We start from the raw sequence: 25,242 nt of genomic DNA, 5'->3' as shown, positions 1-25,242 counted from the left end.
CGCGTGCGTCCCGCCGCGCAGCCGGCCACGCCGGGATCAGTCCTCGATCCGCGAATGCCGTTTCGAATCGCGCGAGAAGATATAGACGAGCAGGGAACAGAAGATCGCCCCCGTGACGTACCAATAGAACATTTCCTCATGTCCGGCCTGCTTGAGCCACAACGCAATGTACTCGGCGGTACCGCCGAAAATCGATACGGTAACAGCATATGGAAGGCCCACACCCAAGGCACGCACTTCGGCCGGGAAAAGCTCGGCCTTCACCACTGCGTTGATCGAGGTGTAGCCCGACACGATGACGAGTGCCGCCACGATCAGGAAAAAGGCGGTCCACGCGCTGTGAGTATGACTGATGGCCGTCATGATCGGCACGGTAAACAGTGTGCCGAAAATGCCGAAGGCGATGAGGATCGGGCGCCGGCCGATGCGGTCCGAAATGGCCCCGACGAGCGGCTGCAGCGCGGCGAAAAGCACAAGCGACGCACCCGAAACGAGCGTTGCGTCGAGCTTGCTCATGCCGACGGTGTTCGCGAGAAACTTCTGCATGTAGATCGAGTAGGTGTAGAACGCGACCGTACCGCCCATCGTGAGCCCCACGACGGTCAGCACCGCACGCGGATGCCTGGCCAACTCGGCCAGCGAGCCGCGCGCTTTGCGCGCCTTACGGGCTTTTTCGAATTCGCCCGTTTCTTCCATCGTTGCGCGCAAACGCATGCCGACGAGCGCGCACGCCGCACCGACAAAAAACGGGATGCGCCAGCCCCACGACTCGAGTTGCTGCGTCGTCAGCAGGAATTGCTGCATGACGATCAAAAGCACGATCGCCACGAGTTGCCCCATGATCAAGGTCACGTACTGGAAGCTCGAGTAAAAGCCGCGATGCTTTGCGGTGGCGACCTCGCTCAGATAAGTGGCCGACGTGCCATATTCGCCGCCGATGCTGAGACCCTGCAGCAGGCGCGCGAGCACGAGCAGTGCCGGAGCGGCCGCACCGATGGTTTGATAACTCGGGCACAGCGCGATGATGAGCGAACCGAGGCACATCATGACCACGGAGATGAGCAGGGCCGAGCGGCGCCCGTGCCGGTCGGCATAAATACCCATCAACCAGCCGCCGATCGGGCGGGCAAGAAAGCCGACGGCAAAGACCGCTGCCGTATTGAGCAGTTGGGCAGTGCTGTTGCCGGCCGGAAAAAACGACTTCGCGAAATAGAGCGCGAACGCGGAATACACGTACCAGTCGTACCATTCGATAAGGTTGCCGACCGAGCCGGAAAAGATCGAGCGCAGACGCCAGCGCGTGTCTTTCGAGGTGGAAACCGGCAATTCGCCGGTACTGGCGGCGCGCGTGGGCGCGGCCACGTTTGAAGGAACAGGATTCATCGTGTCTCCGGAATGTTGTCAACCATTCGCTCGGGAAGGAGCGACGGCGCTTGGCAACGCAATGGGTATGCCAATTCCGGCTACACGCCGATCATGTTACAAGCCCTTGTTTTTAAAAGAAAAGCTGGCGTGGCCTGCTAGATGCGACGGGCGCCCTGTGCGACGCGTCGGAATTCAGCGTTCCTCGTGTGCGGAATTCCGCATTGAAACGCGGCCGCCGGCGCCGGCTTGACGACAAGGCGATTCGCGCGGCGAGGGCAACGGTTTGGTATAGTGCGTCGTCTTCACGCATGCGCTCGGACGGAATAGATGTTTTCAGCTGCTGTTTTCGATATGGATGGATTGCTCATCGATTCCGAGCGCACGATCATGAATACCTGGATTGCCGTCGCGCGGGAGTTGGGCATCACGCTGCTGCCGAGCGACTATGTTCGGATCATTGGGCGATCGTTGCGCGAGTGTCACGTCATGCTGGCCGAGATGCTGGGCAGCGAGGCCGTTTTCAGCGAGGCGCGCGCTCGCGTGCGCGCGCAATTGACGGATTCGCAGGCAGGGCCGTTGTTTCCGTTGAAATCGGGCGCCGGCGACTTGCTCGCCTCGCTCGCCCGCGCGGGCATTCCCTGTGCCGTGGCCTCTTCCTCCGGGCGGGAGGAGATCGAATTGCGCTTGAGGCGCGTCGGCGTGCTGCCGTTCTTTCGCGCGATAGCGGGTGGCGACGAAGTCGCCCGCGGTAAGCCCGATCCCGCGGTTTATCGGCTCGCGGCCGAGCGCCTGGGTGCCCCGGCCGCTCATTGTCTTGCGTTCGAGGACAGCGAGAACGGCATCCGAGCGGCGGTCGATGCTGGCATGGCAGTCGTCGCCGTGCCGGATCTCAAAGCGCCAACCGATGAAATCGCGGCGCTGAGTCTGCATGTGCTCGTCCAGCTCGACGACGCGCTCGCGCACGTGCCTGCCTGGTTCGGGTCGCGAGCGAGCGTCGCCGCTTAGGCGCGTTTTGGATGTTCGCCGATACCGATAATCGAGACGCCGCTATTTGCCTGGCGTTCGCGAAGCGCCTGTTCTCCAATGATTCCGATATGGTTGCCGGACACGTCGACCCACTCGCGCGACGTGGAGTCTCGGGCGATTGACAACGCGCCCAGAGTGCCGAACTCGTTACGACTGACGTCGATGCGCCGAAGCGTGTCGCTCTCGAAGATCGTCGCGATCCCTTCATAGCCAATGCGATTGTTCCCCAGCATGGCCGACGTCAGCGCGGGCAGCGAGGCGAGAGATTTCACGCCGGCATCGTCGAGACCGCAGCCGCACGCTGTCAGCGATGTCAAAGTGCCAAGTTGCGCAAGCGTTGGCGCGGCCTTCCATTGGCCGATCGGGTGTCCGCTCACATCGAGCGTAGTGAGCCGCAACGACGACAAACCTTCGAGGTCGGCGTGCCTGAGCCCCCGGCATTCGGAGAGATCGAGCGCGCCGACCCATTCCGGCAGGTATTGCAACTCGCCGGGTCCAAAATAGCCTTCGAGTTTCAGCGGCAGCGCCTCCGTGCCGTCGTACCGCTCGCCGAGCCGCTTGAGCGCGGCGCCGTCGCGTATTACGAGGGGCGCTGCTGACGATGACGTGTCTGGCGCGCGTACGCCGTCCGCGTTCTTTGCATGCGCAAAGCGCGTGGTAGCCATCGCACCCGGCGTTTCACCATCGATGCGGGGGGCGCCACTGTCACGGCCAGCGGAAAGTCTGCTCGGCGCATCGCCATGGCGGTCCAACGCGCGGACGGTAGGGGACGATACCGCGGCCGGCGTTTCGCCATGCGCCGTACTTGGCTCCTGGCGCGGAGGAAAGTTGCTTCCGTCGATCGATATTGGCATCTGGTTTTTGGGCGGGGTGGCTCGAATGGGCCAATGGTAGGATGGTTCGCGGCCCCGGTGCGTGCACGTGCGAAGCGGCAAAGCGCTGCGCGCAGCGACGGCGTGTTCGAGGTAACGCGGCGCGGGCATCACGCCCTCGTGCCCGACTTCCCGAGCGGCTCATGGGAGGCTTTGGGGTACGATGGAACTCCATGACTCCGCGGGACTTCTGCGCAAAATGAAATTCGTCTTCCGGCTGATGACCGTCGCTTCTGTCGGCGTCGCAGTGCTGCTGGCCGGCTGCGATCAACAGGACAGCGAACATGCCATGCAAAAATTCAAGGCTTTTCTCAACGCAATCAAGCCCGATGCGCTATTGCTGAGAGGATTGACGCCGGGCGTTACGACCGAAGCGCAGATTCGCGATCAAATGGGCCAACCCGAAACCGAGCGCACCTTCACCGACGGTTCGAAGCGGCTCGAATATCCGCGCGGCCCGCAGGGCGTGACGACGTATATGGTGGACATCGACCCGCAAGGCAAGCTACGCGCCGTCACGCAGGTGCTGAGCGCGGAGAACTTCGCGAAGGTCCGGCAAGGCATGACCGAGGACGAGGTGCGTCGATTGCTCGGCAAGCCCGGCGAGGTCGCCGTTTATCGACTCAAGCCCGAGACGGTCTGGAGCTGGAAATGGAATGAAGGGCCGCCCGCGGGCGAGGCCTACTTCAACGTCCATTTCAACGCCGAAGGCGTCGTTTATACGACTTCGCGTTCGGACATCATTCGCGGTCATTAGGCAACACGAAGCGGGCAAGACATCATCGCCATCCGTCAGCGCGGTTCCAATTGCAGATAAACGCGTTGCACGTTTTGGGGGTGCGCGGCCGAATACAGCTTCCAATGACGAAAGTTCGGCGTTTGCACTTGCGTCCGCGCATCCGTCAGCCCAACGCCAGCGCCATAGGCCTGATGTACGCCTCGATCGAGCTCTCTCAAATATTGTCCGACCGAATCGATCCGGTCAGGTTTCACGACCGGACCGAAGCCCGGTACGACCTCGTTGACATCGAGCGTATGAATCCGGTCGAGCGCTGCCAGCCACCCAGGAATGGATTCGTTGCGCAACTCGGGAATGCGGCCCACGCTCACGAGCGCGCCGGCGAACAAGACCCCGGTCTGCGCATCGCGAACCGCGAGGTCCCCAGGTGTTGCGGCCGTACCGAAATACAGCAGATCCAGTTGCCGATCGCCCGCGTCGATGCGCGTGGTCGCCTCGACTGTGCGGTCGGGAACAGTCACGCGCGAACCGCTCATTTCCTCCTCGCCCAGCGTGCGGCGCAGGTTCGCCAGACAAATGGAGCAGCGGGCGGCGATCAGTTCGGCAGTACGGCGATGCGCAAGGATGGGCACACCCGCGTCGCGAAAAGCCGCCGCGCCGAATACGAACTCCGGCGCCTGATGCGTAATGACGACGAGTTGGATCGGCAGCGGTGTGACCCTGCGAATCGCTTCGATCATGGCACGGCCGTAGCGATAGGACGCGCCTGTGTCGATCACGACCACGCCGCGCTTGCCAACGACGAATCCGTTGTTTGCGACGATTCCGTGATTGCGGGGCGCGACGGCGTCCCCGCTGCCCAGCATGGCATAAACGCCCGGCGCGATTTGCACGGGGCGGGGAATGTCGCGCTCGTTCGCGACTTCTGGCTCGCGATCGACGGCGGCCGCCGCCCCAGACGCCGCGCTGATCGTCTGCTCTGGGCTCGCCGTGCTGATTTTTGCGGTGGGCGTTGCGGCCGCGACGGGTAGCGCCATGATGCTGACGCTCGTCACCCATACCATCGCAACGCTCACGCGCAGCGCGCGCGCGGCGGTTTTTCCGAGCAACCCGACCCGCGCGCCGCGTGTGCGCGATAGCGGCGTTTCCCCCATCGTCACATCCGCGCGGGCGCCGGCTCGGCACTCGCGTTCTTGGCCGGCACCGGGATGGTGGCTTCGAACACGTGCTCCTGTGAATCGCGGACCGTCGCTTTCAATTCGCCGGGCGTGCGCGACAGGAAGTAGAAGCGGAAATTCGGATTCTCGCTGATCGAGAAGTTGACGTTTGCGGTCATCACCGGTTTGCCCCCGTAGGAGACCTCGATCTTGCGGACGAAATACGCCGATGCATATTGCCGAGTGATCTGGTTCATCGCCATGCCGGTGCGGTTCGGATGGCTGATCATCAACTGCGCAAGCTGCGGTTGGCCCGCGGCGGCACTCCCTTGCGCGCGCAGACGCATCTTTCCGATGTTTGCGAGCGCCGCTTCGTCATCTTTGCCGACGGGAGCCGAGCAGCCTCCCGATGCCTTGATGAAGCGGATCGCGCTATAGAGGTGGCCGTCGTTGGTCTCGGCAATCGCGCGCATGAACGTGTAGTCCTCCACGCGTACGCGCGTTTCGATACTCGCGCGCCCCGATTCGGGCGTGAATTCGAACCAGCCCGCGTAGGGCTCGGGGTTCTGATCGATGAACAGGTAGATCCGCCGAATGTAGCGCGCCGGCGTTTGAGGAAACTGCGCCGTGATGGAGATGGGCACGATCGCGGCGTCCGCCGCGCGGGCGGGTGCATCGAGCTTGATGACCGCCTCCCCGTGCGGATCGATCTGGCGGTCTTTGAAGGTGCCGTCGCGGAAATCGACCCAACTGGCTACCTTGTTCGGGTCGTCATCGGCCGACGGTGTCGCGCCCCGGGCACCGGGCGCTGCGACGAGCGAGCCTATCGCGCCCACGGCGAACGCCGCGGCCGCAATTGCCCGACGAATAGATTCGGTCTTCATGTGTCGCCTCCACAGCTAGGCAGCTAGGCAGCTAGGGCTCCCACTCGAGCTCAGCATACGCCGTCGTGACGTTGCGGCGTTGATAGACATCGAACAACTTCCATTGCGGGCGTTCGTTCGCACCGATCGTGTCGATGGCCTGCCGCATCGTCCGGCCCGCGCGAATGGCCGCGCGCACGTCGTTGGCGAGTCGCTCGAGATAGCCGCGCTCGGCGTCGAGTGCCTGGGGCCAGGGCGCATCTAGCGGACCGTGGCCCGGCACCGCGCGCCGGACTCCCGGCAAAGCGCGGATTGCGGCGAGATCGTCGAGCCAACCCGCTACGCTGCCGTCCACCACCGGCAGGCAGCCCGCGAAGAGTAGATCGGCGAGCCACAGTGTCCCGCTGCTTTTATCGTAGACGGTCAGATCGCTGTTCGTATGTGCTGTTTTCCAGGTTTGCAGCGTCAGCACCCGGGAACCCAGGTCCAGATCGAGCGTGCCGTGAACGAGCAGCGTCGGCGGGATCACCCGGCTGCCCGCGGCAACGCTGCCGAGTTCGCGCGTGAGCACGTGCAGATAGCTTTGCGAATGCGAGAGCTCGGCTTCCGGGAGCTTGTCGCTGCCGACGAACTGCGGGTGATCGTCGAGGAATGCGGCGTTTCCGAAGATGTGGTCGGGATGCATATGTGTGTTGATCACATAGCAAACCGGCAGCGGCGTGGCGCGGCGGATGGCCGCCCGCAGTGCGCGCCCTTCGGCCAGTGTGCCGCCCGTGTCGATCACTGCGACGCAACGCGTGCCGATGACGAAGCCGATATTGGCAATATCGCCGCCGTTTCGAGGCGTGGCCACGTCGTCATGTCCGCGGTGCGCGTAGAGTCCCGGCGCCAGCTCTTTCACGCTGAGCGGCGCGGCCGGTGAGGGCGCCGCGGCATATCCCGGCGAGAACGTCACGACCCATGCGAGCGCGGCGCCGATCGCCGGGGCAAGCGCACCGCTCGGAAGACGCCAATGTCGCGAAAGACGCATGGATTCGTGAGGATTCCCAAGGACGCGCGAGGAGCGCCGCCCCCAGCTCAGGGCGCCGGGTTGGGCTGCGCCTCGTAAAGCGCATCGATTTCGGCGAACGCCGCCTCGGGCAGCGTCACGTCGATACTCGCAATATTCTCGCGCAATTGTTCGAGCGAAGTTGCGCCAATCAGGTTGCTCGTCACGAACGGCCGGGAATTCACGAATGCCAGCGCGAATTGCGCGGGCGAGAGGCCGTAGCGTCGGGCCAGCGCAACATAAGCGCTCGTCGCCTGGATCGCTTGCGGCTTACTGTACCGCTGGAAACGCTCGTAAAGCGTGATGCGCGCTCCGGCCGGCCGCGCCCCGCGTTCGTATTTTCCCGATAACCAACCGAATGCAAGGGGCGAATAAGCGAGCAAGCCGATCCGTTCGCGATGGCTGAACTCGGACAGTCCGGTTTCGAATGTCCGGTTCAATAAACTGTAAGGATTTTGAATGCTGACGATGCGCGGCAAACCGAGGCGTTCGGCGGCGCGCAGGAACTGCGAGACGCCCCACGGAGTCTCGTTCGATACACCGATGTGACGGATCTTGCCCGCTTTCACGAATTCGGCGAGTACGCTCAGCGTTTCCTCGATCGGCACAGTGTATTCGTCGTCGACCCATGGATAGGTTGGCCTTCCGAACGTCATGGTGCTGCGATCCGGCCAGTGCAATTGGTATAGATCGATATAGTCCGTATGTAGACGTTCGAGGCTGCCGTTCAGTGCCTCGGTGAGATTCGCCCGATCGAACTGGTTCTGTTCGCCGCGAATGTGACGCGGGTTGTGCGGCTGACGCGCCGGGCCCGCGATTTTCGTCGCGAGCACGATTTTCTCGCGTGCGCCGGGGTGCTTCGCCAGCCAAGAGCCGATATAGCGTTCGGTCGAACCCTGCGTATCGGCTTTAGGCGGAACTGGGTACATCTCCGCGGTATCGATCAGATTTACGCCTTGATCGAGTGCGTAGTCGATCTGCGCGTGTGCTTCGCTTTCCGTGTTCTGCTCGCCCCAAGTCATCGTGCCGAGGCCAATTGCGCTGACTTTGACGTCCGAGTCGCCGAGTTTGCGGTATTCCATCGATCCGATCCATTCGTTGTCGAATAAAGACGCGAAACTACCATGACGGCGTTGATCGTGCAGGCGATGAGTCCCGAGCACCGTAGCCAAGACCTTGCGTCTATGAGGGATAGTCCGCGTCGGCTACGGCAATCTCGCTATGATCTGCACGAATTGCCGATGTCCCCCACCTCTCACGCGAGAACGCACATAAGTGCGCATTCCATGCAACAGCGCTTAACACCGGGCACCGCCTTGCTGCTTACCGTGCCGCCTTTTCTATGGGCGGGCAATGCCGTCGTCGGCCGGATGGTCGGTGGGCTCGTACCGCCGCTTACGCTCAACTTTTTGCGGTGGCTCGTAGCCTTTGTCTTTCTCGCGCCGTTCGCGGGCCGTGTGCTGCACCCATCGAGCGGATTGTGGGCGCACTGGCGCCGGTTTGCGCTGCTCGGCCTGTTCGGCGTCGGTTGTTATAACGCGTTGCAATACCTTGCACTGAAGACTTCAACGCCGTTGAACGTGACGCTGATGGCCGCGAGCATTCCCATCTGGATGCTCTGTGTGGGACGGCTTTTCTTCGGGCAGCAAATTACCGGGCGGCAATGGGTTGGCACCGCGCTCTCGATTGCCGGCGTTTTGCTGGTGCTGTGCCGGGGGCATTGGACCGCGCTGGCCCAGTTTCATCTCGTGGCGGGCGATCTCTATATGCTCGTGGCGGCGTTCGGCTGGGCGCTATACAGCTGGCTGCTCATGCGTACACGCGAGCCCGCTCGATGGCGCAACGACTGGTCGGCGTTTCTGGTGGCGCAAATCGCGTTCGGTTTGCTTTGGTCCGGGGTTTTTTCGGCCGGCGAATGGGCGTTGACCGGTGCGCATATCGTCTGGGGCTGGCCCTTGGTTACGGCGCTGCTCTATGTCGGCCTGGGACCGGCCATCCTCGCCTATTGTTGCTGGGGGCTCGGCGTTCAGCGTGTCGGACCGAATATTGCCGGCTTTTTCGCCAATCTCGCGCCGCTTTTTGCTGCGCTGATGTCCGCGGCGTTTCTCGGCGAGTGGCCGCAGCTCTATCACGGTGAAGCCTTCGCGTTGATCGTCGGCGGAATCGTCGTGGCCTCGCGACGCTGAAGGCCACCGTTCGTCAGGTCCCGGCGACGAGAATCGATTCGCCGCTCGACGGTCGCAAGCCATCGGTTCGATCGGCAAAGTATCGATCGATGAGATCGGCTGTCGACACATGCCGCGCTTGCCTGAAGCCGGCTTCAAGCGCGAGTTTCAGCATTTCATCGGGAGCGAAAAAGCTCAGGAACGGCGTCCCGGCTGCGCGCGCCCGATCGTACACCGCCTGATGCTGCGCCCGCTCCTCGACATCGATCAGCTCCAGCGGCACCAGAAATGTCATGGCGAGCGTCGAGCCGGATGCGAGCGTTGCGATCTGACGCAGCGTGGCCGCCACGGCCTCGCGCGTCAGATACATCGAGACGCCGGTCGACGCGACCATGGCCGGGCGCGCCGTATCGAAGCCGCCCGCGACCAGCTTTTCCCACCACGAATCGCCCGCTTCGAAATCGACGGGTACGAACTTCAGCCCGTCTGGAATAGCCAGACCCATCTCGCCCAGACGTTGCTGCTTCCATGCTTGCGGGCCCGGTTGGTCCACCTCGTAGATGCGCATCCGCTCAGCAAGCTCGGGCCGGCGTTGCGCGAACGTATCGATGCCGGCGCCGAGGATGACATATTGCGTTACGCCGCGTGCGAGCGCCTCGGCGAGTTCGTCTTCGACGAAGCGGGCGCGCGCGACGATGGATGCGCGATAGCCGCTTGTGCCTTCCGGATGCATATCGGGTCGCGCGCGCCAGTCCTCGTCGGGGGCGGCGATCTGCAGACCGATCGTGTCTTCCAGCACGTGCGGCGGGGCATCGACCTCGGCGTGCAGGGCTCGCCAAAGCGCAACGCGCACGGCCGTGCTGTCGGGGGTGGCGGATGGTTTGTCAGGCATGGCTCATTTCCCTATCGAGTTCAAGAGTGAGTGAGCGTGAGTAGCGATCCACGGGTGCCGACGAGTTTATCCGCTCGGCGCATGGGAGGTCTTCGAACTCGGCATCCCGCGTGGGTCGAGCGCATCCGCCTGGGCGGAATACCCGAAAAGACGTCGAAATGGAGCCGTCCCTGAATCGATTGATGCGTTGCATCAATCGATTCGGATCGTCGCTTGTCACTTCGTTGTGCGCGTAACGGCTGGTGCGGTCATTCCGTGACAATGCGCGTCGCGCGCAACCGTGCGCATGGCGCAACGCTTTCTTAAAAGGTGAACGAGTGAACGACATGACCACCAGGGGTGCCGGGGCAGGACGAGACGCGCTTGCGGGCCGGCCTTTGGAACCGGCGCATAGCAGAAATCAGCCGCCAGAGGGCGGGCTCGATTATCTCCAAGGCGCAGCGTTGCGTCGGCGTGTGGCGTCGGGGCAATTGAGAGGGTTGCCTTCCATTGGGCCGCGTGCAGTGTCTCGGCCGAACCTGGAATTGAACGCGGCTATCAGCCATGCCGAAAGCGCGATCGGGCGGGCCGCGAAGATTTTCGACATGCTCAGCAATCCCTATGTGATCCGCAAGCCGTTTCTCGATGCATCTGAATCGTGGGTGCCGAGGCAGTTGGAGAACATGAAGCGGTTCGACTTCGTGACCCAGCACGGCGCGGAATACGTCAACCAGGCCGGCAAGCCCCGCACGGATCACATCCATACGGCCGGCGTCGCGTTGTCGGGCGATGCGGTGCGCGCCCTCAGCGCTGCGCGCACGCACTTCATCGGCGTCCCTCGCGTAACGATACTCGGCACGAACGAGAATCCACGCGAGCACGAACAGCGGTTCGCCCGCTACGCTGATGCGGATGTATTCGTGCTGCCGGAAGGCGGTCCGCATGCGGCGCAACAGTTCCTCGAGGTGGTGCGGCAGTTGCGGGCCGGTATGGCGGATGAACAGTCGGCCGACAGGCTGCCCAAGGAATTGGTCGTCACCAACTACGGATTTTATCGGCCCCTGTTGTTGGGACTCTTTGGCTTGCCGCCGGGCAACGCTGCGCCAAGCAACGCACCGGTGCGCGAGTACTATCGGCAAGCGCTCGAAAAAATCGTCGGCACCACGCGCGACGGCTCGCCCCGAGCGAGAGTCGTATTTGCCGATTCGCTGAAGCAGGTTCCGGTATCGCGCGCGCCAGGTGAGGCGACGAAAGCGAAAAATGCGCAGCCCGGCGCCCTCCCGTCGGCAGAGTCGGCAGGTGAAAAAATCATCGTCAGTCACCCTTTCTTTGGCAGCGCTCAGCAGCACAAGCTCGCTCATTGGGAAGGAGCGTTCGGCAAAGAGGTTACTCAGTTGCTTTCTCTGATCCAGACGGATCTTCCATTGGGCGAGCCTAGTGAGCGCTACCACGCCTACGAGGCCAATTCCGGCGGCCGGTCTCCCGCGCTCGACGGACGATCCGGTAAGGCGGAGTCGTTCTACCGGACGATCTATCACGCCTTGACGGGCGAACATCCGACCGTGACGCGCGAGGAGTTCCTCGCGCGCCTGAAGGGGCTTGGCATCGATGCCGATCGCGGCGACAAGCTGACTTTCATCACAGACGATCGCGGCATCGAGTGCCCGGACTGGCATCTGATCGGGCCATACTTCCCGGCGGACATGTTGGAGAAGTTCTTCGAGGAAGTAGAGGACAAGGTAGGCGGCCACGATCCCAAACTGCAATCGATGCCGGGCGCGGAAACGACATGGTTCTTCAACAAGTTCGGCGGTGTCCACGCGGCAATCGAACTGATCGACGAGGCGTATGACGCGTACGAAAAGGCCAACCCGGGCGTCCGGCTCAAGCGTCGCATTCGCAGCGTATGCGCGGCGACACTGGTACAAGTCGACCTGGGTCGCGATGCGCAAAGCGCTCGCGAGGCGAAGCCTGTCGTGCGCAATTTCTCGGGCAGTACCACGTACGCGCTAAGGAGGCCCCCTGAGCATGTGGATCAAAACGATTCGTTCTCGTGGTGCGTGCCCGAGGACGAAGTCGGCATCGACAATCGATCTGTCGAGGAGCGCATCGAACTTGGTATTGACGGCCGATACGTGGAGGATCTGCCCTGGATGAAAGTGAAGGCGGCGATGGTGGCCTCCGGCGTGCAGTTTGTCGATACGGGAGACAGGCCGCTCGTTCACGACTACAGAGTTCATACGTTCGGAGACGAAAAAGCGACCATCTTCGGTCAGCAATTGCAACGAACGGTGCGCGCCGAGGCAAAGTCGTTGCCGTTGCAAACACCAGCGTTGATCAAATCGTCCGAGCCACCGGAATTGGCGTCTTCAGCCGCTTTGTCCGCTGCGCAGGCGTTTTTCGATCCTCATGAAATCGAGTGGCGGATGTACGGAAACGATGCACTCGTTCTCGCACACACAACCGATGACGTGCTCGATCTTTCGAAAGCTGCGTACGCATACTTTTCGGCTCATGTTGCAAAGCACGAGCATCCCGATCGCAAGCGTATGCTCGTGCTGCTCAATGGCGGCGACCCCAAGCTCGAGATTCTGCGACGCCAGTCCCGGGTAGTCTACGGAAACGGCCTGGCCGAGAAACCGAGCTTGTTGTCGAGTGTGTACACCGATCGCACGCATGCTTTGGCGCGTGTCCGGAAGCACTGGGAAGAATACCGGCGTGTGCCCGCGTCACGGATCGACCCGTTCGATCTGTTCGACCCTGAGGCCGAGCTCATGGAGGGGAGGGTGGAGCGCCCACCGCTGGGGGCCTTTTTCAGTTCGGCCAAGTCGGTCAACGACGAACTGCTCCGCGGCTCCCAGGCCATCGGGCGTTTCATGGCGGAAAACGGTTTCGACATGGCTTACGGCGCAGGCTCCAAGGCGATGATGCTTCACGCCGCAAAGACCTTTGTGGATACGGTGCGATCCCGCGACGCGGACCAGCGCCTGTTGGGCGTGAGTACACCGATGGTCATCAAGCTCGAAAACGAGGACGGACGGTTGCCGTCATGGCTCCATATCGGGCATATCGCTTCCGACATCGTGATGCGAATGAAGCAAATCGTGACGCCGGCGGATTTCGGTTTCGTCGATAAGGGCGGTGACGGCACGCTTCAGGAACTGGCATTCGTGGCCGCGGTGAACGCTGCGGTGCAAAAGGCGGAAGAAGCGGGTATCGAGATCGGTGCAGCTGATCCGCTGATGCGCAAACGGACATTTATGCTACTCAACGCCCCCATGTCACGCGGCCAGAAGCTTTACGATCCATTCATCGAATTCTATGCACCGTCCGACGCGCGGCCTGACGAGCGGTACGAAGCTGGACGCGAAGTTTTGCGCGGCCTGGGCATCCACGAAGTCACGAGCAGGGCGGGCGAGGGGCTCGAGGAGGATGTCGCGGACATATTGGGGCTTTGATCCGAGACGCCGATAGGAGACAATGGCGCCTCCTATGCGGCCAGTGCTGGTGCCGACGACGCCCGCGGATTCCCGTGTGCGTACTGGCTTCGACCCGAAGCCAGGTATCGCCGCAAGCCTTGCTGCGCAAGCTGTTTCCCGCGCCACGACATGATAAATAAATCGATAGCCTCACACTTCGGCGACCTTCCGCTTGCGCCCGCCACGCTCGCCAATCTTGCCCAACTCGGCTATGTCGACATGACGCCGATCCAAGCCGCGAGCCTGCCGATTGCGCTCGCGGGACAAGACCTGATCGCGCAAGCGAAGACCGGAAGCGGCAAGACCGCGGCGTTTGCGCTCGCGCTGCTCGCGCGGCTCGATGTACGCCGTTCGGGGGTCCAGGCGATGGTGCTATGTCCGACTCGGGAACTGGCCGACCAGGTCACGCGCGAAATCCGGCGTCTTGCGCGAGCCGAGGAGAACATCAAGGTGCTGACGTTGAGCGGCGGCACACCGATGCGTCCGCAAACGACAAGCCTCGAACATGGCGCGCATATCGTCGTCGGCACACCCGGGCGCATCATCGATCATCTCGAGCGAGGCAGTCTGACGCTCGATACGTTGAATACGCTCGTACTCGACGAAGCAGACCGCATGCTCGACATGGGTTTCTTCGACGATATCGCGACGGTGGCGCGTCGATGTCCGGCGCAGCGCCAGACGCTGCTGTTTTCGGCGACGTACCCGGAAGGCATCGGCAAGCTGAGCCAGCAGTTCCTGCGTGACCCAAAAAAAGTGGTGCTCGAAGAGCGTCACGATGACAGCAAGATTCGCCAGCGCTTTTACGAAGTGACCGAGGATCAGCGGCTGCATGCGGTCGGCATGCTGTTGAACCACTTCCGGCCTGTGAGCACGCTTGCGTTTTGCAACACGAAGCAACAATGCCGGGATCTGCTCGACGTGCTGCGTGCACAGGGCTTTCATGCATTGGCGTTGCACGGCGAACTCGAGCAGCGCGAACGCGATCAGGTGCTGATCCAATTCGCGAATCGTAGCTGCTCGGTGCTCGTCGCCACCGACGTCGCCGCGCGTGGTCTCGACATCGCGGATCTCGAAGCGGTCATCAATGTCGACGTGACACCCGATCCCGAAGTGCACGTGCATCGAATCGGCCGCACGGGCCGGGCGGACAAGGACGGCTGGGCGCTGAGTCTCGCGAGCATGGACGAGATGGGGCGCGTCGGAAACCTAGAACAGGCGCAAATGCGCGAAGTGGAATGGCACCCGCTTGCGGAGCTGACACCCGCAAGCACCGCGCCGTTGTTACCGCCGATGGAAACGCTGCAAATCCTCGGTGGCCGCAAGGAGAAGATTCGGCCCGGCGACGTGCTGGGTGCGCTCACCGGCGAAGCAGGTTTTCGCGCCGAGCAGATCGGCAAGATCAATGTGACCGAGTTTTCGACATACGTGGCGATCGAACGCGGCGTTGCGCGCGATGCGTTGCACAAGCTCGGCGCGGGCAAGGTGAAAGGGAAGAAGGTGAAGGTCCGTTTGATGGACGAATAGCCTGCCCAACGCGGTGGTGACGCGTTCTCAGTGCACGCCCAGTGACGTCGCTGCTTCCGGATCAAAGCGCTTCGGCATCCGGCACCATCAACACGAGATCCGTCTCGGCTACCGCGACACAGGGCAATACGAGGCCTTCAGCCTTTTCCTCCTTCGTCAGTCCTGGCCATTCGATGCGGTAGCTGACTCGGCCGCTCGCCAAGCGGCACATACACGTGCGACATGCCCCGTTGCGGCACGACCTCGGCAGTCTGAGCCGGGCGGCGGTAGCCGCCTCCAGGAGCGTCAAGTGCGCCGGCGCATCGAATTCCAGACCGAGCGGTTCGATGCGGACCAACGGGTAGCGGGCAATGTCGGACATGAGTGGTTTGGGCGCGAGCGGCGGAGCGCCGGCAGATGAGTTTTGCAGCGCAGCATACCTGACGAGCGACGAAGACAACGCAAGGCGGTGCGGGACAAGCACGGCTCGCGAAAACTTGCTTGTCGCCGCAAAACGCCTAAAGTACATCCAACGGTCGGAATTCTGTCATTTTCCGCCGTGTAGCCCGCGCTGTCTTCAAGAAGGCAGCAATCCCCGCACGGCGCGGTTCGGTGCTTTCGTCATGGCAAAGGCGAATCCCATGCAGATCAGTTTTCCGAACGAAATTCCCGAATACTCGGCACGCGAGTTGACGCTGGCGTTCCCAGCGCTGGTCGACGGGGAGCGTGTGCAATGCGAGATCACGGCGGAGGCGCTGGAAGACCATTTCGGCGCAGCCTCCCCGCGGCTGGAGGACATGGTCGGCGCCTTCGACGCGCATCGTGCGCGCATCGAAGCGGCAGCCCGTCGGTTGCTCTACGAGACGCGCGCCCAATGCGCGGTCCTGAGAAGCGGTTACGTACGCTTTTACGAAGCGAACGCCCGCGCCTGAAGCGCGGGGGGCGGACGATTCACCGAATGCGCGCGGCCTGCGCCGCGCGCATTGTCATTCCGAGCCGAGATAGAAGAATCGGAACAGAAAGACTGCCGCGATGATCCATACGATGGCTTTCACCTGGCGAGCGCGCCCCGTGAATAGCTTCAGTCCGGCATAGGAAATGAATCCGAATGCCACGCCATTGGCGATGGAATAAGTGAACGGCATCAGCAGCGCGGTCAACGCGGCCGGAACGACCTCGGTCGCATCGTCCCAGGGCAGATCGACGAGCTCGCGCAGCATCAGGCACGAGACATAGAGCAGCGCCGGCGCCGTTGCGTAGCCCGGCACCACGCCGGCCAGCGGCGCAATGAAAAGGCAGGCAAGAAAGAGCACGGCGACGGTGATCGCCGTGACGCCCGTCCGTCCGCCGGCTTGCACGCCCGATGCGCTTTCGATATAGGCGGTGGTGGACGAGGTGCCGAGCACCGAGCCGGCGACGATGGCGGTGCTGTCGGCCAGCAGCGCCTTATTGAGCCGATCCATCTTGCCCTCGACGAGCAACCCCGCCCGATTGGCAACGCCCATCAGCGTCCCGGTGGCATCGAACAACTCCACGAGAAAGAAAACGAGAATGACGTTGATGACGCCAGTCGACAGCGCACCTGCAATATCGAGGTGAAAGAGTGTCGCGTCGATCGAGGGCGGCGGAGAAACGACGCCGTGAAACTGATTGCCGGCGAAGAAGAATGACAGCACCGTCACGGCGAGGATGCCGATGAGAATGGCACCGCGCACGCGCAGGAAGTCCAGCGTGACGATCATGAAAAAGCCGATCGTGGCGAGGATGACGGGCGGCTTGTGCAGATCGCCCAGCGTTACGAGTGTGGCGGCATTGCCGACCACGATGCCGGCCGTTTTCAGCGAAATGATGGCAAGGAACAGCCCGATGCCGCCTGTAATGGCAGCACGGATCGAGTGCGGAATGCCGTCCACGATCATTTCGCGCACACGCAAGAGCGTGACGACGAGAAAAAGGCAACCGGAGATGAAAACGGCTCCCAGCGCGGCTTGCCAGGTGAAGCCCATGCCTTTCACGACGGTATAGGCGAAATAGGCGTTGAGGCCCATGCCCGGCGCGCAGGCGATCGGGTAGTTCGCATAGAGACCCATGATGAGCGTGGCCAGCGCCGCGACGAGGCAGGTTGCGACGAACACCGACTCCTTCGGCATGCCGGCATCGCCCAGAATGGCCGGATTGACGAAGATGATGTAAGCCATCGTCAGAAACGTGGTGAGTCCGGCAAGCAATTCGGTGCGCAGATTTGTGCCGGCTTCCTCGAAGCCGAAATACCGTTTTGCCGATTCCAGCAAGGGGAAGGCTTTCACTTGTTCCATGGACGGTGTGTCTCCTGATGCGGTGCGGTCCGACGTCGAATGCGGTGGGTCCCACTGTACACAGCCGATATACCGATGCCAGCTGTCAGGCGTAATAGCGACTATTTGAGCCGCGCCATCGCTCGCGCATCGAACATGCCCCGAAAATCAGGCGTCGCGCGCCTCAGCGGCGGCTCAGCAGGCTCTCCAGGACATCGATCGGGAGCGGGAAAACGATAGTGGAGTTTTTGTCGGCAGCGATTGTAGTGAGTGTTTGCAGATATCGCAATTGCATGGCCTGCGGCTGCCGAGCCAGCGTCTGCGCGGCTTGCAACAGTTTTTCCGACGCTTGCAGTTCGCCGTCCGCATGGATCACCTTCGCGCGGCGTTCGCGTTCGGCTTCGGCCTGGCGCGCGATGGCGCGAATCATCGTTTCGTTGATATCGACATGCTTGATTTCGACGTTCGAGACCTTGATTCCCCATGCGTCGGTCTGCGTATCGAGCGTCTTTTGAATATCGGCGTTCAATTGCTCTCGTTCCGCCAGCAGTTCGTCGAGCTCGTGCTTGCCGAGAACGGCTCGCAGCGTCGTCTGCGCAAGCTGGCTCGTCGCTTCGAAAAAGCGCGCCACCTGAATGACCGCCTTTTCGGGATCGACGACCCGGAAATACACGACCGCATTGACTTTGACGGACACGTTGTCGCGCGTGATGACGTCTTGCGGCGGCACGTCGAAGACGATGGTTCGCAAATCCATACGTACGGCTTGCTGGATCACCGGGGCGATCAGCACGAGCCCGGGGCCTTTGACTTTCCAGAACCGGCCCAGCGTGAACACAACTCCCCGTTCGTATTCCCGAAACACCCGGATCGACGAGGCAACGAGAACGATGGCGAACAGAATGAGCAGACTGGTGAAGCCGAAGGTAAATCCGATCATTACGATTCTCCTGTGGGGACGACGATCAACACGAGCCCGTCGCGGCGCGTGACGCGCACGCGCGTGCCGGCGGGCAGGGCGGCCTGTGCGCGTACGCGCCAGCGCTCGCCATGTACGCGCGCCCATCCTGCCATTCCTTCGCTCTCGGACGATCCGCTGAGCGCCGGCGACAGACCGTCGTCGATCACCTCGCCGACGCTGCCGATCATTGCCTCCGCTCCCGTTACGACGGGCCGGCGTCTCGCCTTGAGCGCGAACCGGGACATGAGGAAGACGAACGCGATGCCTGCCGTGAGGAGCGCGGCGATGACCGGCAACGGGATACCGTAACCGGGGACGTCGGTGTCGATCAGCATGAGTGCACCGGCCGCGAACGCGACGATGCCGCCGAAGCCGAGCGCACCGAAGGTCGGCAGGAATGCCTCCGCGATCAGGAAGGCGATGCCGAGAAATACGAGCGCCAGGCCGGTGTAGTTGATCGGCAGCAGTTGCAGCGCAAAGAGTCCGATCAGCAGGGAAATTGCGCCCGCCACGCCGGGCAATACGAATCCTGGGTTCGCGAATTCGAAGAAAAGACCGTACACCCCGATGGTCAGCAAGATCAGCGCAACGTTCGGATCGGTGATGACGGCAAGCAAGCGGCTGCGCCAGTCAGGTTCGAGGATGACGAGGTTGGCATGCGATGTGTCGAGGCGGTGAGCGCCGGTCGAGGTCTGCACCGTACGACCGTTCGACTTGGCAAGCAGGTCTTGCAGGTCGTTCGCGATGAAATCGATGACATGCTGTGTTGCGGCGTCGCCGGCAGGCAGGCTTGCCGCATAGCGGACCGCATGTTCGGCCCATTCGGCGTTGCGCCCGCGCATTTGCGCGAGGCCGCGGATATAGGCCACAGCGTCCGCCATGCGCTTGCGAGCTTCTGTCGATCGCGTATCGGACGGCAACGGTGTAGAGGCGGCGGAGGCGGCTTCGGTATTCGCGTCGTTGGGACGGTCGCGTGGCGCTGCGGCGGGCGTGGGCGGCGATGCGGGGCTCCCGCCGACACCTAGTTCGATCGGCGTAGCGGCGCCAAGGTTTGTGCCGGGGGCCATTGCCGCGATATGGCTCGCATAGACGATATAGGTTCCCGCGCTCGCGGCGCGTGCGCCGCTCGGGGCGACGTACGCGGCGACCGGCACCGGCGACGCCAGGATCGCCTTGATGATTTGCCGCATCGACGTATCGAGCCCACCGGGGGTATCCATCTCCAGGACGAAGAGTTCGGCCCGGTCATGGGCCGCTCGGGCAAGGCCTCGCATGATGAAATCCGCACTGGCCGGCCCAATGGCACCTGCCACCGTCGCGACGACGACTTCGTTCGCGCTGGCTTGCGCACCGGCGAGCGCGCAAGCGAGGCACACCGAAAGGAAGGCGACTACCCTGCCGAACGGAATCGGAACGAATCGCGCCCGGCGCCTGGGCGCGCAGGCAAACGGCGAGCAGTGACGCTGCGGGAACAGGCGGGTCTCCATTTTTTTCATCCGGCGCCCTCCGAGACGCCGCCGCCGGCGGCGAAAGGCCGCGCTGATGGCTAAAGCTTAGGATGAATCGGCACGCAGGGGTAAGGGGGAATCGGTAGATACGTATCGAAGAAAACGTAGCGCCCGAGGAGCGACACGTCGATCGATACGGCTGACGCTGGGAGAGAGGGGCGGAGGGAAGGCGAGGAAGCGCCGCTCGGCCGGCGCTTCCTCGTTGTTCTGGCAGAGGCGATGCGAGCGCTATCGCTTGTCCGTCACCCGCTCCCATCCGTGCCGGACGGCGGCCTTGAAGCGTTCCCAGGCGCTTTCCGGATAGCGTGTTTCCCAATGCTCGCGTGCATGGGGTTCCACTTGAGACCAATCCCGTCCGCGATTTCGTTCGTCCTGCGCGACCGACACGCCGTGGACATATGCGCGGCGATAGTCATCGTAGGGCGCGTCCGCATTCGCATAACGGCTGTCATAGTCACGGCGGAATTCTTCATCGTATGCACTATCGTCGCTGAACGCCGTGTCCATGCCCGGGTCGCCGGCGTATCCGGTACCGGGGGTGTATTGTGGCGCGGATGCCTTCACCGCCTCGTCGCGCCGTCGATCGGAATCCGATGGATTGTCTTCCGACTCGCGAGCCGTGCCAGCAGACTGCGGCTCTCTCTCGAAGACGTCCGAAGCATCGCCTGGAACGCCCGAGGAAAGCCCCGGTTGCGCGGCGGATTCGTTGGTGCGAAGGAGCGTGCCGTCATCCGTGCGCGTCGACACTTGCTGCATGCGGCTGCTCGGATTTGGAGCCGATGCGGAAGACGGTGCGGGTGTAGTACGAGGCGTCGGCGTTCCGCCGGCGGCGGGCATATCGTCGAGGGAGGCCGAGCTTGCTTCGCTCGTATTCGTCGATTGATGCTGTTGCTGCCCGAGTGAATGCTGCGGCGCAGATGCCAGTGGCGGCTCTTCACGGCTGCTCATCGTGCGCTCTTCATCCTGTGCCCGCCGGGACTGTTCGTCCAGGCGATCGCGCCACGCTTTGGCACGTTCCGCGATGTCGTTCGCACCGGTTCGGCGCATGACGTCGCACGCGAGATCGGTTTGCACTTCCGGGACATCGACGCTGACGACCGCTCCGCCGCGCCGGATGACTTCGCGATAATCTTCCGTCTCGGGTGGATACTCGCCGGGCTTGAACAGCCTGGAGAACAATTGTTCGAGTTGATCGAAGACCGGCTTTTCGCGGCGCACCTCTGTGCCCCCGGGAGCATAGACGCGCGGGCCACCCGTGGACGACGTGCCAACCGACGCCGCGTAAATCGAAATGTCGGCCTGGGATAGACCGGCTTCAGTCAGCGCACGCTGTGCCGCGCACGCATCGGCATAGCCGTCATAAACGCCTACGACGGTTTGTCTCATGATTGCCTCCTCCCGGTTGGCTACGGCCTATCGGCATCCGGATGGTGGGATAACCGCAACGGACGTGCCTATATCGGTCAGAGGAAAATCGCTTTTTTAGCGAGCCCTTCGCGCTCGCAAAGGTATGATCGTGCTTTAAATCAGCTCGATCCGGCATGCTCGCGCTCAAACTGACGCTTGTTCCGTTCTTCTTGGCTATCGTTTCAATGTCGGGCAGGTGGTGGGGGCCATCGATTGCTGGATGGTTAGCCGGCTTACCCGTTGTCGCCGGGCCGATATTGTTCATCCTTGTACTCACGCATGGCCCTGTCTTCGGCGCGCATGCTGCTACGCTTTCCCTCTCTGCGATCCTCGCATCGGAAGCATTCAATTTCGCCTATGCGTGGAGCTGTCGCTCCCATTCGTGGCCGATAGCGTTAGCTGCCGGCCTGGTTGCGTGGTTCATGTCTGCGTGCGGGTTGTCGATGCTGCCGGCATCGCCTGGCTGGGCCGTCACCGCAGCCCTCGCTGCTGTGGGCTTCGGCCAGTTCTTCTTGCCGCGCAGTTCGTCCAGCGCCGCAGGCGCATCGCTTGGGCGCTCCGACTTGATCGGCCGGATGGTTGCAGGCGCGGTCCTCACGCTGCTGGTTACTTCCTTGTCTGGTCGGCTGGGCGCCGCATGGAGCGGTTTGCTCGCGGTCTTTCCGCTGCTCGGAATCGTCTTGTCGGTCTCATCGCACCGCGCGTATGGACCAGACTTTGTGATTTCGCTGCTGCGAGGCATGGTACTCGGCAGATTCTCGTTTGCGGCTTTTTGCTTGCTGCTTGCGTTCTCGTTGCCTCATCAGCATCCGGCTGTCGCGTTCTTGGAGGCGTCACTGTTGGCCATGATCGTGCAGTGGGGTACCAGGCGACTGGCAACCCTGCCGCGAGCAAAGAGTTCGGCACCGAACGTCGTTGCTACCGATTGAGTTCGAGCGAGGTTCCGAGCGATCGCTCTCCTCAGAAGATGGACCGCTTGCTCAGGGTGGTCAACCATTCCAGGGACAACGTGCCGGCGAGTGAATTGCCATTGGCATCGAGCCCGGGCGACCACACGCACACCGCCATTTCGCCAGGCAGCACGGCGACGATGCCACCGCCGACGCCGCTTTTCGCCGGCAGCCCGACGCGATAAACGAAGTCGCCCGCTGCGTCGTAGGTGCCGCAGGTCAACATCAGTGCGGACAGACGCTTGGTCGAGCTTTCGTCGAGAATGCGTTCGCCCGACACGGGGGCGACACCTCCGTTGGCGAGAAACAGCGCCGCCTTGGCGAGCTCGACGCAATTCATCTCGATCGCGCACTGGCGGCAATATGCGTCGATGACGACTTCGGGCGGCATCTGCAGGTTGTCGAAGCTTGCGATGAAGTGCGCCATCGCGCGGTTGCGTTCGGCGTGCGCGAGTTCGGAATGGGCGACGCGCAGGTCGTAGTCGATATCCGTGGCGCCTGTCAGCCGCCGCATAAATTGCACGAGTGCAGTCTCCGCGCCGACGAAGCGGCGGCAGAGGATGTCCGTGACGACGAGTGCGCCGGCGTTGATGAACGGGTTGCGCGGTTTGCCGCGTTCGGTCTCGAGTTGCACGAGCGAATTGAATGCCGTACCCGACGGCTCTCGGCCGACGCGTTCCCATAGTGCGTCGCCCAGCAACTGGAACGCGAGCGTGCAGGCGAATAGCTTCGAGATGCTCTGAATGGAAAAGCGTACGTTGGCGTCGCCGATGCTGAAGACGTTCCCGCCAACGGTCACGATAGCCATGCCGAAGCGTTCAGCGGGCACTCTGGCGAGTTCGGGAATGTAATTGGCAACACGCCCGGCGGTGCGCCAAGGTTCGATGTCGCGATGAATCTGCTCGAGAATCGATTGATAGTTCTGCTCGGTCATTGACGGCGCATCTGAAGGCAGCAGTGAGTGCGGCCGCGATGATACCGCAGCAGGTCTGCCGCGCGTGCGGTCCCACTGGAGGCGGTCGTAGCGGCCGCGCGCGGGCGCTGAAAAAGTTTGGTTCACGGGCTTGTCATGCGAGTCTGCTTGGCCTACTATTCGCATCCTCTTTGAGAGGCGCAGGATTGCAGCGTGCCGCGGTCGACGGGTTTTAAGCGAAGCGAGAAAAAACCAGTTGACGATGTACGAGAAGGGCTGCATAATCTCGCTTCTCTGCTGCTTAAGCAGCAACGCAAGACGGTGAGCCGGGTGGTGATGACGGCAAGCGGTTGAGCGACGCGATCTTTAACAATTCACAGTCGATAAGTGTGGGCACTTGATGCGGCGAGCGGCACGTGACTCTTCGGAGTGACGTGCCTAAGCGAAAGTATCAAGTCTCACACAGTATTGAGGAAGGTTTCGAGCTATCCAGCAATGGATGGAATCGAAAACACGTCAGTACGTTGAGTGAGCGACCGACTCGTAAAGAGTCGAAAACAGTAACAGGTATTGAACTGAAGAGTTTGATCCTGGCTCAGATTGAACGCTGGCGGCATGCCTTACACATGCAAGTCGAACGGCAGCACGGGGGCAACCCTGGTGGCGAGTGGCGAACGGGTGAGTAATACATCGGAACGTGTCCTGGAGTGGGGGATAGCCCGGCGAAAGCCGGATTAATACCGCATACGCTCTATGGAGGAAAGCGGGGGACTCGCAAGGGCCTCGCGCTCAAGGGGCGGCCGATGGCGGATTAGCTAGTTGGTGGGGTAAAGGCCTACCAAGGCGACGATCCGTAGCTGGTCTGAGAGGACGACCAGCCACACTGGGACTGAGACACGGCCCAGACTCCTACGGGAGGCAGCAGTGGGGAATTTTGGACAATGGGGGCAACCCTGATCCAGCAATGCCGCGTGTGTGAAGAAGGCCTTCGGGTTGTAAAGCACTTTTGTCCGGAAAGAAAACTCTCGTCCTAATACGATGGGGGGATGACGGTACCGGAAGAATAAGCACCGGCTAACTACGTGCCAGCAGCCGCGGTAATACGTAGGGTGCGAGCGTTAATCGGAATTACTGGGCGTAAAGCGTGCGCAGGCGGTTTGCTAAGACCGATGTGAAATCCCCGGGCTTAACCTGGGAACTGCATTGGTGACTGGCAGGCTAGAGTATGGCAGAGGGGGGTAGAATTCCACGTGTAGCAGTGAAATGCGTAGAGATGTGGAGGAATACCGATGGCGAAGGCAGCCCCCTGGGCCAATACTGACGCTCATGCACGAAAGCGTGGGGAGCAAACAGGATTAGATACCCTGGTAGTCCACGCCCTAAACGATGTCAACTAGTTGTTGGGGATTCATTTCCTTAGTAACGTAGCTAACGCGTGAAGTTGACCGCCTGGGGAGTACGGTCGCAAGATTAAAACTCAAAGGAATTGACGGGGACCCGCACAAGCGGTGGATGATGTGGATTAATTCGATGCAACGCGAAAAACCTTACCTACCCTTGACATGGACGGAAGGCCGCTGAGAGGTGGTCGTGCTCGAAAGAGAACCGTCGCACAGGTGCTGCATGGCTGTCGTCAGCTCGTGTCGTGAGATGTTGGGTTAAGTCCCGCAACGAGCGCAACCCTTGTCCTTAGTTGCTACGCAAGAGCACTCTAAGGAGACTGCCGGTGACAAACCGGAGGAAGGTGGGGATGACGTCAAGTCCTCATGGCCCTTATGGGTAGGGCTTCACACGTCATACAATGGTCGGAACAGAGGGTTGCCAACCCGCGAGGGGGAGCTAATCCCAGAAAACCGATCGTAGTCCGGATTGCACTCTGCAACTCGAGTGCATGAAGCTGGAATCGCTAGTAATCGCGGATCAGCATGCCGCGGTGAATACGTTCCCGGGTCTTGTACACACCGCCCGTCACACCATGGGAGTGGGTTTTACCAGAAGTGGCTAGTCTAACCGCAAGGAGGACGGTCACCACGGTAGGATTCATGACTGGGGTGAAGTCGTAACAAGGTAGCCGTATCGGAAGGTGCGGCTGGATCACCTCCTTTCTCGAGCTAGTGC

General features: G+C 62.0%; 20 protein-coding genes and 1 rRNA gene. 8 read left to right on the top strand and 13 right to left on the bottom strand.

Annotated features, from left to right (window positions below; genetic code table 11):
- Positions 1 to 36 precede the first annotated feature (36 nt).
- Positions 37 to 1,383 carry an MFS transporter gene (locus ACR9ZC_RS04160; protein WP_481579240.1) on the bottom strand — a complete coding sequence of 449 codons (1,347 nt, stop codon included), beginning with the start codon at positions 1,381 to 1,383 and terminating at the stop codon, positions 37 to 39.
- A gap of 309 nt (positions 1,384 to 1,692) precedes the next feature.
- Here ACR9ZC_RS04160 and ACR9ZC_RS04155 point away from each other — a divergent pair, with 309 nt between their 5' ends.
- The gene (locus ACR9ZC_RS04155) at positions 1,693 to 2,370 is read left to right on the top strand and encodes an HAD family hydrolase (RefSeq protein ID WP_481579239.1); all 678 of its coding nucleotides are present in this window, start codon (positions 1,693 to 1,695) and stop codon (positions 2,368 to 2,370) included.
- On the opposite strand, the gene ACR9ZC_RS04150 is transcribed toward ACR9ZC_RS04155, so the two are convergent.
- Positions 2,367 to 3,056: a leucine-rich repeat domain-containing protein gene (locus tag ACR9ZC_RS04150; RefSeq protein ID WP_481579238.1), complete on the bottom strand. Its 690-nt coding sequence runs from the start codon at positions 3,054 to 3,056 to the stop codon at positions 2,367 to 2,369. The genes ACR9ZC_RS04155 and ACR9ZC_RS04150 overlap by 4 nt on opposite strands.
- A 406-nt stretch (positions 3,057 to 3,462) precedes the next feature.
- On the opposite strand from ACR9ZC_RS04150, the gene ACR9ZC_RS04145 reads away from it, so the two are divergent.
- Positions 3,463 to 4,020, top strand: coding sequence for a hypothetical protein (locus tag ACR9ZC_RS04145; RefSeq protein ID WP_440559121.1), 558 nt, complete (start codon positions 3,463 to 3,465; stop codon positions 4,018 to 4,020).
- A gap of 35 nt (positions 4,021 to 4,055) precedes the next feature.
- On the opposite strand, the gene ACR9ZC_RS04140 is transcribed toward ACR9ZC_RS04145, so the two are convergent.
- From ACR9ZC_RS04140 to ACR9ZC_RS04125, 4 genes are read right to left on the bottom strand one after another with little or no spacing between them, the layout of a single operon-like run.
- On the bottom strand, positions 4,056 to 5,156 hold the full coding sequence (locus ACR9ZC_RS04140; RefSeq protein WP_481579237.1) for an MBL fold metallo-hydrolase: 1,101 nt from the start codon (positions 5,154 to 5,156) through the stop codon (positions 4,056 to 4,058).
- Positions 5,157 to 5,158: 2 nt separating this feature from the next.
- The gene (locus tag ACR9ZC_RS04135) at positions 5,159 to 6,043 is read right to left on the bottom strand and encodes a quinoprotein dehydrogenase-associated SoxYZ-like carrier (protein WP_440559119.1); all 885 of its coding nucleotides are present in this window, start codon (positions 6,041 to 6,043) and stop codon (positions 5,159 to 5,161) included.
- A 31-nt stretch (positions 6,044 to 6,074) separates the two neighbouring features.
- Positions 6,075 to 7,052 carry a quinoprotein relay system zinc metallohydrolase 2 gene (locus tag ACR9ZC_RS04130; RefSeq protein WP_481579236.1) on the bottom strand — a complete coding sequence of 326 codons (978 nt, stop codon included), beginning with the start codon at positions 7,050 to 7,052 and terminating at the stop codon, positions 6,075 to 6,077.
- Between the two features lie 47 nt (positions 7,053 to 7,099).
- Positions 7,100 to 8,152 (bottom strand): NADP(H)-dependent aldo-keto reductase, encoded by a 1,053-nt coding sequence (locus tag ACR9ZC_RS04125; RefSeq protein ID WP_481579235.1) that lies wholly within the window; start codon positions 8,150 to 8,152, stop codon positions 7,100 to 7,102.
- A gap of 204 nt (positions 8,153 to 8,356) precedes the next feature.
- Between ACR9ZC_RS04125 and ACR9ZC_RS04120 the strand changes: the two genes are divergently transcribed.
- A complete protein-coding gene (locus tag ACR9ZC_RS04120) occupies positions 8,357 to 9,256 on the top strand; it encodes a DMT family transporter (RefSeq protein WP_331572891.1) in 900 nt (299 codons plus the stop codon).
- A gap of 13 nt (positions 9,257 to 9,269) precedes the next feature.
- On the opposite strand, the gene ACR9ZC_RS04115 is transcribed toward ACR9ZC_RS04120, so the two are convergent.
- A complete protein-coding gene (locus tag ACR9ZC_RS04115) occupies positions 9,270 to 10,127 on the bottom strand; it encodes a class I SAM-dependent methyltransferase (protein ID WP_481579234.1) in 858 nt (285 codons plus the stop codon).
- Between the two features lie 524 nt (positions 10,128 to 10,651).
- Between ACR9ZC_RS04115 and ACR9ZC_RS04110 the strand changes: the two genes are divergently transcribed.
- The gene (locus ACR9ZC_RS04110) at positions 10,652 to 13,564 is read left to right on the top strand and encodes a hypothetical protein (RefSeq protein ID WP_481579233.1); all 2,913 of its coding nucleotides are present in this window, start codon (positions 10,652 to 10,654) and stop codon (positions 13,562 to 13,564) included.
- A gap of 150 nt (positions 13,565 to 13,714) precedes the next feature.
- Positions 13,715 to 15,112 carry an ATP-dependent RNA helicase DbpA gene (dbpA, locus tag ACR9ZC_RS04105; RefSeq protein WP_481579232.1) on the top strand — a complete coding sequence of 466 codons (1,398 nt, stop codon included), beginning with the start codon at positions 13,715 to 13,717 and terminating at the stop codon, positions 15,110 to 15,112.
- Between the two features lie 61 nt (positions 15,113 to 15,173).
- On the opposite strand, the gene ACR9ZC_RS04100 is transcribed toward dbpA, so the two are convergent.
- The gene (locus tag ACR9ZC_RS04100; protein WP_481579231.1) at positions 15,174 to 15,473 is read right to left on the bottom strand and encodes a 2Fe-2S iron-sulfur cluster-binding protein; all 300 of its coding nucleotides are present in this window, start codon (positions 15,471 to 15,473) and stop codon (positions 15,174 to 15,176) included.
- 259 nt (positions 15,474 to 15,732) lie between these two features.
- On the opposite strand from ACR9ZC_RS04100, the gene ACR9ZC_RS04095 reads away from it, so the two are divergent.
- Complete coding sequence (locus tag ACR9ZC_RS04095) at positions 15,733 to 16,023, top strand: DUF1488 family protein (RefSeq protein ID WP_331572881.1); 291 nt, start codon at positions 15,733 to 15,735, stop codon at positions 16,021 to 16,023.
- A gap of 54 nt (positions 16,024 to 16,077) precedes the next feature.
- Here the strand turns inward: ACR9ZC_RS04095 and ACR9ZC_RS04090 are convergent, their stop codons facing one another.
- The 4 genes from ACR9ZC_RS04090 to ACR9ZC_RS04075 form a co-directional block, all read right to left on the bottom strand.
- Positions 16,078 to 17,379 carry an NCS2 family permease gene (locus tag ACR9ZC_RS04090; RefSeq protein WP_481579715.1) on the bottom strand — a complete coding sequence of 434 codons (1,302 nt, stop codon included), beginning with the start codon at positions 17,377 to 17,379 and terminating at the stop codon, positions 16,078 to 16,080.
- Between the two features lie 190 nt (positions 17,380 to 17,569).
- Positions 17,570 to 18,325 carry a slipin family protein gene (locus ACR9ZC_RS04085; RefSeq protein ID WP_440559113.1) on the bottom strand — a complete coding sequence of 252 codons (756 nt, stop codon included), beginning with the start codon at positions 18,323 to 18,325 and terminating at the stop codon, positions 17,570 to 17,572.
- Entirely contained in the window at positions 18,325 to 19,842 is a 1,518-nt protein-coding gene (locus ACR9ZC_RS04080; RefSeq protein WP_481579230.1) for an NfeD family protein, read from the bottom strand. Before ACR9ZC_RS04080 ends, ACR9ZC_RS04085 begins: the two co-directional genes overlap by 1 nt.
- Positions 19,843 to 20,082: 240 nt before the next feature.
- Complete coding sequence (locus ACR9ZC_RS04075) at positions 20,083 to 21,240, bottom strand: hypothetical protein (RefSeq protein WP_481579229.1); 1,158 nt, start codon at positions 21,238 to 21,240, stop codon at positions 20,083 to 20,085.
- A 155-nt stretch (positions 21,241 to 21,395) separates the two neighbouring features.
- On the opposite strand from ACR9ZC_RS04075, the gene ACR9ZC_RS04070 reads away from it, so the two are divergent.
- Complete coding sequence (locus tag ACR9ZC_RS04070; protein ID WP_481579228.1) at positions 21,396 to 22,190, top strand: hypothetical protein; 795 nt, start codon at positions 21,396 to 21,398, stop codon at positions 22,188 to 22,190.
- Positions 22,191 to 22,221: 31 nt separating this feature from the next.
- Here the strand turns inward: ACR9ZC_RS04070 and ACR9ZC_RS04065 are convergent, their stop codons facing one another.
- Positions 22,222 to 23,145 carry a glutaminase gene (locus ACR9ZC_RS04065; RefSeq protein WP_481579227.1) on the bottom strand — a complete coding sequence of 308 codons (924 nt, stop codon included), beginning with the start codon at positions 23,143 to 23,145 and terminating at the stop codon, positions 22,222 to 22,224.
- Between the two features lie 551 nt (positions 23,146 to 23,696).
- Between ACR9ZC_RS04065 and ACR9ZC_RS04060 the strand changes: the two genes are divergently transcribed.
- Positions 23,697 to 25,229, top strand: a 16S ribosomal RNA gene (locus tag ACR9ZC_RS04060).
- The last annotated feature ends 13 nt before the right edge of the window (positions 25,230 to 25,242 follow it).

This window comes from Trinickia sp. HAY1-2D, assembly GCF_056754935.1.
The sequence above is the reverse complement of the archived record's forward strand: the minus strand, read 5'-3'. Positions and strand labels throughout refer to the sequence as shown.